Raw genomic sequence first — 6,389 nt, forward strand, 5'->3', positions numbered from 1 at the left:
GCGCCATGAAATTACGTGATTCGCTGGCGGAAAATAAATCCATCCGCCTGCAGGCTGAAGCTGAGACATGGCAGGACGCAGTAAAAATCGGCGTTGACCTGCTGGTGGCGGCGGATGTTGTCGAGCCGCGTTACTACCAGGCGATTCTGGATGCGGTTGAACAGCACGGTCCGTACTTTGTGCTCGCACCTGGCCTGGCAATGCCGCACGGTCGCCCGGAAGAGGGTGTTAAGAAAACCGGTTTTGCGCTGGTGACGCTGAAAAAGCCGCTGGAGTTCAACCACGAAGATAATGATCCGGTGGATATACTCATCACCATGGCGGCGGTCGATGCCAACACTCACCAGGAAGTGGGTATCATGCAGATCGTCAACCTGTTTGAAGATGAAGAGAATTTCGACCGTTTACGCGCCTGCCGTACCGAGCAGGAAGTACTGGATCTCATTGACCGCACCAACGCGGCAGCTTAAGAAGGAATTGAAGATGTCATTACCAATGTTGCAAGTCGCGCTGGACAACCAGACTATGGATAGCGCCTACGAAACCACTCGCCTGATTGCCGAAGAAGTCGACATTATCGAAGTGGGTACCATTCTGTGCGTGGGCGAAGGCGTGCGTGCGGTTCGCGATCTGAAAGCGCTCTACCCGCACAAAATCGTACTGGCTGACGCCAAAATTGCCGATGCAGGCAAAATCCTTTCGCGTATGTGCTTCGAAGCCAACGCTGACTGGGTGACCGTGATTTGCTGTGCGGATATCAACACCGCCAAAGGTGCGCTGGACGTAGCAAAAGAGTTTAACGGCGACGTGCAGATCGAACTGACCGGTTACTGGACCTGGGAACAGGCGCAACAGTGGCGCGATGCAGGCATTCAGCAGGTGGTTTATCACCGCAGCCGTGACGCACAGGCCGCAGGCGTGGCGTGGGGTGAAGCGGACATTACCGCGATCAAACGTCTTTCCGATATGGGCTTCAAAGTCACCGTCACCGGTGGCCTGGCACTGGAAGATCTGCCGCTGTTCAAAGGTATTCCGATTCATGTGTTTATCGCTGGTCGCAGCATCCGTGATGCCGCTTCTCCGGTGGAAGCTGCACGTCAGTTCAAACGTTCCATCGCCGAACTGTGGGGCTAAGGAGCGGATATGTTGTCCAAACAAATCCCGCTTGGCATCTATGAAAAAGCGCTCCCCGCCGGGGAGTGCTGGCTGGAACGGCTGCAACTGGCAAAAACGCTGGGCTTCGATTTTGTCGAGATGTCGGTAGATGAAACGGACGATCGCCTGTCGCGCCTCGACTGGAGCCGCGATCAGCGTCTGGCGCTGGTGAACGCGATTGTTGAAACTGGCGTACGCGTGCCGTCCATGTGCCTTTCTGCTCATCGTCGTTTCCCACTGGGTAGCGAAGATGACGCGGTGCGGGCGCAGGGGCTGGAGATTATGCGTAAAGCTATCCAGTTCGCCCAGGACGTTGGTATTCGCGTGATCCAGCTGGCGGGCTATGACGTTTATTATCAGGAAGCCAATAACGAAACGCGTCGTCGTTTCCGTGACGGCCTGAAAGAGAGCGTTGAGATGGCAAGCCGTGCGCAGGTGACGCTGGCGATGGAGATCATGGATTATCCGTTGATGAACTCCATCAGCAAGGCGCTGGGCTACGCGCACTATCTCAACAATCCGTGGTTCCAGCTCTACCCGGATATCGGCAACCTGTCGGCGTGGGACAACGATGTGCAGATGGAGTTGCAGGCCGGAATCGGGCATATCGTCGCGGTACATGTGAAAGACACCAAACCTGGCGTCTTCAAAAACGTGCCGTTTGGCGAAGGTGTAGTGGATTTCGAACGTTGTTTCGAAACGCTCAAACAGAGTGGCTATTGCGGGCCGTACCTGATTGAGATGTGGAGCGAAACGGCGGAAGACCCGGCGGCAGAAGTGGCGAAAGCGCGTGATTGGGTGAAAGCGCGCATGGCGAAAGCGGGCATGGTGGAGGCGGCATAATGCAAAAGCTAAAACAGCAGGTATTTGAAGCCAACATGGAGCTGCCGCGCTACGGGCTGGTGACCTTTACCTGGGGCAACGTCAGCGCTATCGACCGCGAACGCGAGCTGGTGGTGATCAAGCCCAGCGGCGTTGCCTACGAAACCATGAAAGCGGACGATATGGTGGTGGTTGATATGAGCGGCAAGGTGGTGGAAGGGGAGTATCGCCCATCTTCCGACACTGCGACGCATCTCGAACTCTACCGTCGTTACCCGTCGCTTGGCGGCATTGTCCATACCCACTCCACTCATGCCACCGCATGGGCGCAGGCGGGGCTGGCGATCCCGGCGTTAGGCACTACGCATGCCGACTACTTCTTTGGCGACATCCCGTGCACGCGCGGATTAAGCGAAGAAGAGGTGCAGGGTGAGTATGAACGGAACACTGGCAAAGTGATTATCGAAACGCTGGGCTACGCCGAGCCGCTGCATACGCCGGGAATTGTGGTGTATCAGCACGGACCGTTCGCCTGGGGGAAAGATGCCCACGACGCGGTGCATAACGCGGTAGTGATGGAAGAAGTGGCGAAAATGGCGTGGATTGCGCGCAGTATTAATCCACAACTCAATCACATCGACAGCTTCCTGATGAATAAACACTTCATGCGTAAGCACGGTCCCAACGCTTATTACGGGCAGAAGTAAAACACGCGCTGCGGAAATTTCCTTCCTCGGGAGATAACTGGTCTAATTCCGCAGCCGTTTTTCAAAAAAAGCCCCCTGCGAAGGGGGCAAAGCAAACTATGGCAATGTTTCGTTGGTTATACCTGGTGCTAGCGATAAATATCCGCGCTGGCGTGCATATTGCCGTTACTCCCCGGTTCCCGCATCAGAATTACGTGGTAGTACGTTGCGCCCTGCGCATCTGTCTCTTCATTTAATGCCTGACGTGCTTCGCTTTCAGTGGCGAAATTATGATTGATATAAATCACGCCTAAGCTTTGCACATCGTCCATATTTCTGGCCTGGTGGTTATTAATTTCAATGGCTGCCCATGTATTTGCACTTAGCAAAAGCACAGCCAGAAGGGCTAAAACTCGACTGAACATAGATACCTCCTCGACGGCTGTCTTCGTGTGCTCTCCTCTGTGATGATCTTCTGATTTAATTTTAATCAATGATAAAGAAGTTGATGGCGACCATTTCTGATGCAGTTGTTCGAAAAAACACTGTGACGGAATGTGATGAACTTCAAATCAGCGGTTTAGAGGTTATTTGCGAAAGGGGAGATTTATTTCTGCTCCGCCCTTGAGTTTAGCGGGGCATACAAGTACTATAACGCGTCATTTTTCAGCCGACCTTTAACACGTTCCTTGCCTCCCCGGGATTCGGCTGACCCAGACAGGAGGCTGAATAATCCGTAAGGAGCAATTCGATGCGTCATTACGAAATCGTTTTTATGGTCCATCCTGACCAGAGCGAACAGGTTCCGGGCATGATCGAGCGCTACACTGCTGCCATCACTGGTGCAGAAGGCAAGATCCACCGTCTGGAAGACTGGGGCCGCCGTCAGCTGGCTTACCCGATCAACAAACTGCACAAAGCACACTACGTTCTGATGAACGTTGAAGCTCCGCAGGAAGTGATCGATGAGCTGGAAACTACCTTCCGCTTCAACGATGCCGTTATCCGCAGCATGGTTATGCGTACCAAGCACGCTGTTACCGAAGCATCTCCGATGGTTAAAGCGAAAGACGAGCGCCGTGAGCGTCGCGATGATTTCGCAAACGAAACCGCTGATGATGCTGAAGCTGGGGATTCTGAAGAGTAATTTCTGATGACCAACCGTCTGGTGTTGTCCGGCACCGTGTGCAGGACTCCCCTTCGAAAGGTCAGTCCATCAGGAATTCCTCACTGCCAGTTCGTGCTTGAGCATCGTTCTGTGCAGGAGGAAGCCGGCTTTCACCGGCAGGCGTGGTGCCAAATGCCCGTTATTGTTAGCGGACACGAAAACCAGGCCATTACTCACAGTATAACGGTCGGCAGTCGCATAACCGTTCAGGGGTTCATTTCATGCCACAAGGCAAAGAACGGACTGAGCAAAATGGTTTTGCATGCCGAGCAGATTGAATTGATAGATTCTGGAGACTAGCCATATGGCACGTTATTTCCGTCGTCGCAAGTTCTGCCGTTTCACCGCGGAAGGCGTTCAAGAGATCGACTATAAAGATATCGCTACGCTGAAAAACTACATCACCGAAAGCGGTAAGATTGTCCCAAGCCGTATCACCGGTACCCGTGCAAAATACCAGCGTCAGCTGGCTCGCGCTATCAAACGCGCTCGCTACCTGTCCCTGCTGCCGTACACTGATCGCCATCAGTAATCGGTCACGGTCCATTAATACGACTTTGAGAGGATAAGGTAATGCAAGTTATTCTGCTTGATAAAGTAGCAAACCTGGGTAGCCTGGGTGATCAGGTAAACGTTAAAGCGGGCTATGCTCGTAACTTCCTGGTACCGCAGGGTAAAGCTGTTCCAGCTACCAAGAAAAACATTGAATTCTTCGAAGCACGTCGCGCTGAACTGGAAGCTAAACTGGCTGAAGTTCTGGCAGCTGCTAATGCTCGCGCTGAGAAAATCAATGCACTGGAAACTGTTACCATCGCGTCTAAAGCTGGCGACGAAGGTAAACTGTTCGGTTCCATCGGTACTCGCGACATCGCTGACGCTGTAACTGCAGCTGGCGTTGAAGTGGCTAAGAGCGAAGTTCGTCTGCCGAACGGCGTTCTGCGTACCACTGGCGAACACGAAGTGAGCTTCCAGGTTCACAGCGAAGTATTCGCGAAAGTGATCGTAAACGTAGTAGCTGAATAATTCGTTATTCAACGAGACGTAAAAACGCCGACCATTGGTCGGCGTTTTGCTTTCTATTTTTCGTCAGGTATTAGTTTCGCAAGTAGATCCATTCACCATTCTCTTGTGTCCATAAGTCAGGATGGTTTGCTGGCGTTAGATGCATACGATCACTCCTTATGTCTCGGTCCTGCGGCACTCGCTCGAAACCTAAACCCGAGTAGATTGCTGCTGAATTTGATAAGGAACGTAGACCAATTTTCAAATCATGGGGTAAATCAGAATACGCGTTTAGCAATGCAGCAATGATGAATCCGAGGGCATTAGAAACGCCTGTAACAGTGCGAAGTTGGTCGATATAAAGATCGATTGTTGGTAGTTCAGATGACCAGCAATTAGGCATTTGGGCAGGAAGGGTTACAACGTATCCTATCGTTTGGCCGGTATAGTCTGGAGTACCATAACCAGGTCCCAAAACCACTTCGTGTATTGTGTATTTACTGTTGGGTTCGAAGGATTCGACATCTTGCAATAAATATTTCAGTTCTGCGGTTAACCTCGCACCCGCGTGAGCTTTATTGTATTTCTGGGCGTGAATATTATCTAATGTAGCTTCATGGTTCCATCCAAAAGAATTATCACCATTCATTGTTACTCCATCGTAAGCATTACACTTCGTTGCTAACTTATTGAATGCTTGCCAGTCAGAGAGATCTAGTTTGTGGATCTCAACAGTACGTCTGCCATCGCAATTATGATCTCTTCCACGATTTGGCAGTAATGTAGCACGTGCATATTGATGAAATTTTAATTTTACTGGTTTGTCGGTGGACGAAAAATGGGGTGAATATGCAGGAAATGAATAAATAGTCGTTGGTAATGTCATTGTAATGTTACCTGTTTAATGTTTTTATAAATATCGCAGCTGATGTTCACAGAAAAAGAATCGATATTAATAAAAATAAGTTTGTTTTCTGAAGTAGTGAAAATAGCGGATGGTGAAAGATATTAATATCAAAAATCGCTCATTATGGATATAACGATGCCCCCGGGGAGAAAATGACTTCCACGCCTTCCACCATACATTCTTGTTGTGCGGTATGTAATTATTCTACGCTGTTGGTATCGGTGCGTTTGTTAATCATCTGGTTAACCAGCCACAAAAAGCCATTGAGAAAATTATTGATTTTACATGGGATTATTATATTGCTAACCCTTGGTTTTTAAAAATTGTGCATAGTGAAAATCAAAGTAAAGGTGTGCATTATGCAAAATCACAGCGTCTCTTAGAAATTAACCATGCGCACTTGCAGTTAATGGAATCCTTATTGGATGAAGGGAAGAAATACAATATTTTTAAGCCAGGTATCGACCCATTGCAGGTGAATATTAATATTGCTGCGCTTGGGGGATATTATTTGATCAACCAGCATACGCTTGGCCTGGTTTATCTGGTGCGCCGTAAAACCCCGTCCTTCAGGGCGGGGATATAAGGCGCGGTTTTCCACCTGACCAGGTGTTTGCTGTTGTTCAATGTATTGGCGGATGACGGATAT

10 protein-coding genes and 2 pseudogenes are annotated in these 6,389 nt (G+C 50.2%); 9 read left to right on the plus strand and 3 right to left on the minus strand.

Annotated elements, in window-relative coordinates; all coding sequences use genetic code 11:
- Positions 1-5: 5 nt before the first annotated feature.
- The 4 genes from ulaC to ulaF are packed head-to-tail and all read left to right on the plus strand — an operon-like array spanning position 6 to position 2,684.
- Positions 6-470: a PTS ascorbate transporter subunit IIA gene (gene ulaC, locus FTE26_RS01570; RefSeq protein ID WP_000776505.1), complete on the plus strand. Its 465-nt coding sequence runs from the start codon at positions 6-8 to the stop codon at positions 468-470.
- Positions 471-483: 13 nt separating this feature from the next.
- Positions 484-1,134: a 3-keto-L-gulonate-6-phosphate decarboxylase UlaD gene (gene ulaD / locus FTE26_RS01575; RefSeq protein ID WP_000056760.1), complete on the plus strand. Its 651-nt coding sequence runs from the start codon at positions 484-486 to the stop codon at positions 1,132-1,134.
- A gap of 9 nt (positions 1,135-1,143) precedes the next feature.
- On the plus strand, positions 1,144-1,998 hold the full coding sequence (ulaE, locus tag FTE26_RS01580) for an L-ribulose-5-phosphate 3-epimerase UlaE (RefSeq protein WP_000949492.1): 855 nt from the start codon (positions 1,144-1,146) through the stop codon (positions 1,996-1,998).
- Positions 1,998-2,684, plus strand: a complete 687-nt coding sequence (gene ulaF, locus FTE26_RS01585; protein WP_001170840.1) for an L-ribulose-5-phosphate 4-epimerase UlaF — start codon at positions 1,998-2,000, stop codon at positions 2,682-2,684. The genes ulaE and ulaF overlap by 1 nt, the downstream gene beginning before the upstream one ends.
- Before the next feature lie 128 nt (positions 2,685-2,812).
- Here the strand turns inward: ulaF and yjfY are convergent, their stop codons facing one another.
- Entirely contained in the window at positions 2,813-3,088 is a 276-nt protein-coding gene (gene yjfY, locus FTE26_RS01590; protein ID WP_000492914.1) for a DUF1471 family protein YjfY, read from the minus strand.
- Between the two features lie 326 nt (positions 3,089-3,414).
- Between yjfY and rpsF the strand changes: the two genes are divergently transcribed.
- Genes rpsF through rplI form a run of 4 tightly spaced genes read left to right on the plus strand, consistent with a single transcriptional unit; the run spans position 3,415 to position 4,854 of the window.
- Positions 3,415-3,810, plus strand: a complete 396-nt coding sequence (gene rpsF, locus FTE26_RS01595; RefSeq protein ID WP_001216676.1) for a 30S ribosomal protein S6 — start codon at positions 3,415-3,417, stop codon at positions 3,808-3,810.
- Between the two features lie 6 nt (positions 3,811-3,816).
- Positions 3,817-4,131 carry a primosomal replication protein N gene (gene priB / locus FTE26_RS01600; protein ID WP_001296681.1) on the plus strand — a complete coding sequence of 105 codons (315 nt, stop codon included), beginning with the start codon at positions 3,817-3,819 and terminating at the stop codon, positions 4,129-4,131.
- Positions 4,132-4,135: 4 nt separating this feature from the next.
- Complete coding sequence (gene rpsR, locus FTE26_RS01605; protein ID WP_000135199.1) at positions 4,136-4,363, plus strand: 30S ribosomal protein S18; 228 nt, start codon at positions 4,136-4,138, stop codon at positions 4,361-4,363.
- Between the two features lie 41 nt (positions 4,364-4,404).
- Positions 4,405-4,854 (plus strand): 50S ribosomal protein L9, encoded by a 450-nt coding sequence (gene rplI / locus FTE26_RS01610; protein ID WP_001196062.1) that lies wholly within the window; start codon positions 4,405-4,407, stop codon positions 4,852-4,854.
- A 70-nt stretch (positions 4,855-4,924) separates the two neighbouring features.
- On the opposite strand, the gene FTE26_RS01615 is transcribed toward rplI, so the two are convergent.
- The gene (locus FTE26_RS01615) at positions 4,925-5,719 is read right to left on the minus strand and encodes a DUF2686 family protein (RefSeq protein WP_001350063.1); all 795 of its coding nucleotides are present in this window, start codon (positions 5,717-5,719) and stop codon (positions 4,925-4,927) included.
- 319 nt (positions 5,720-6,038) lie between these two features.
- On the opposite strand from FTE26_RS01615, the pseudogene FTE26_RS01620 reads away from it, so the two are divergent.
- Positions 6,039-6,257 (plus strand): annotated as a pseudogene (locus FTE26_RS01620) (TetR/AcrR family transcriptional regulator); the annotation flags it as partial.
- Here FTE26_RS01620 and FTE26_RS01625 read toward each other — a convergent pair.
- A pseudogene (locus tag FTE26_RS01625) lies at positions 6,159-6,389 on the minus strand (IS200/IS605 family transposase); the annotation flags it as partial. The pseudogenes FTE26_RS01620 and FTE26_RS01625 overlap by 99 nt on opposite strands.

The organism is Escherichia sp. S10b (assembly GCF_028421345.1).
Taxonomy (GTDB): domain Bacteria; phylum Pseudomonadota; class Gammaproteobacteria; order Enterobacterales; family Enterobacteriaceae; genus ECMA0423.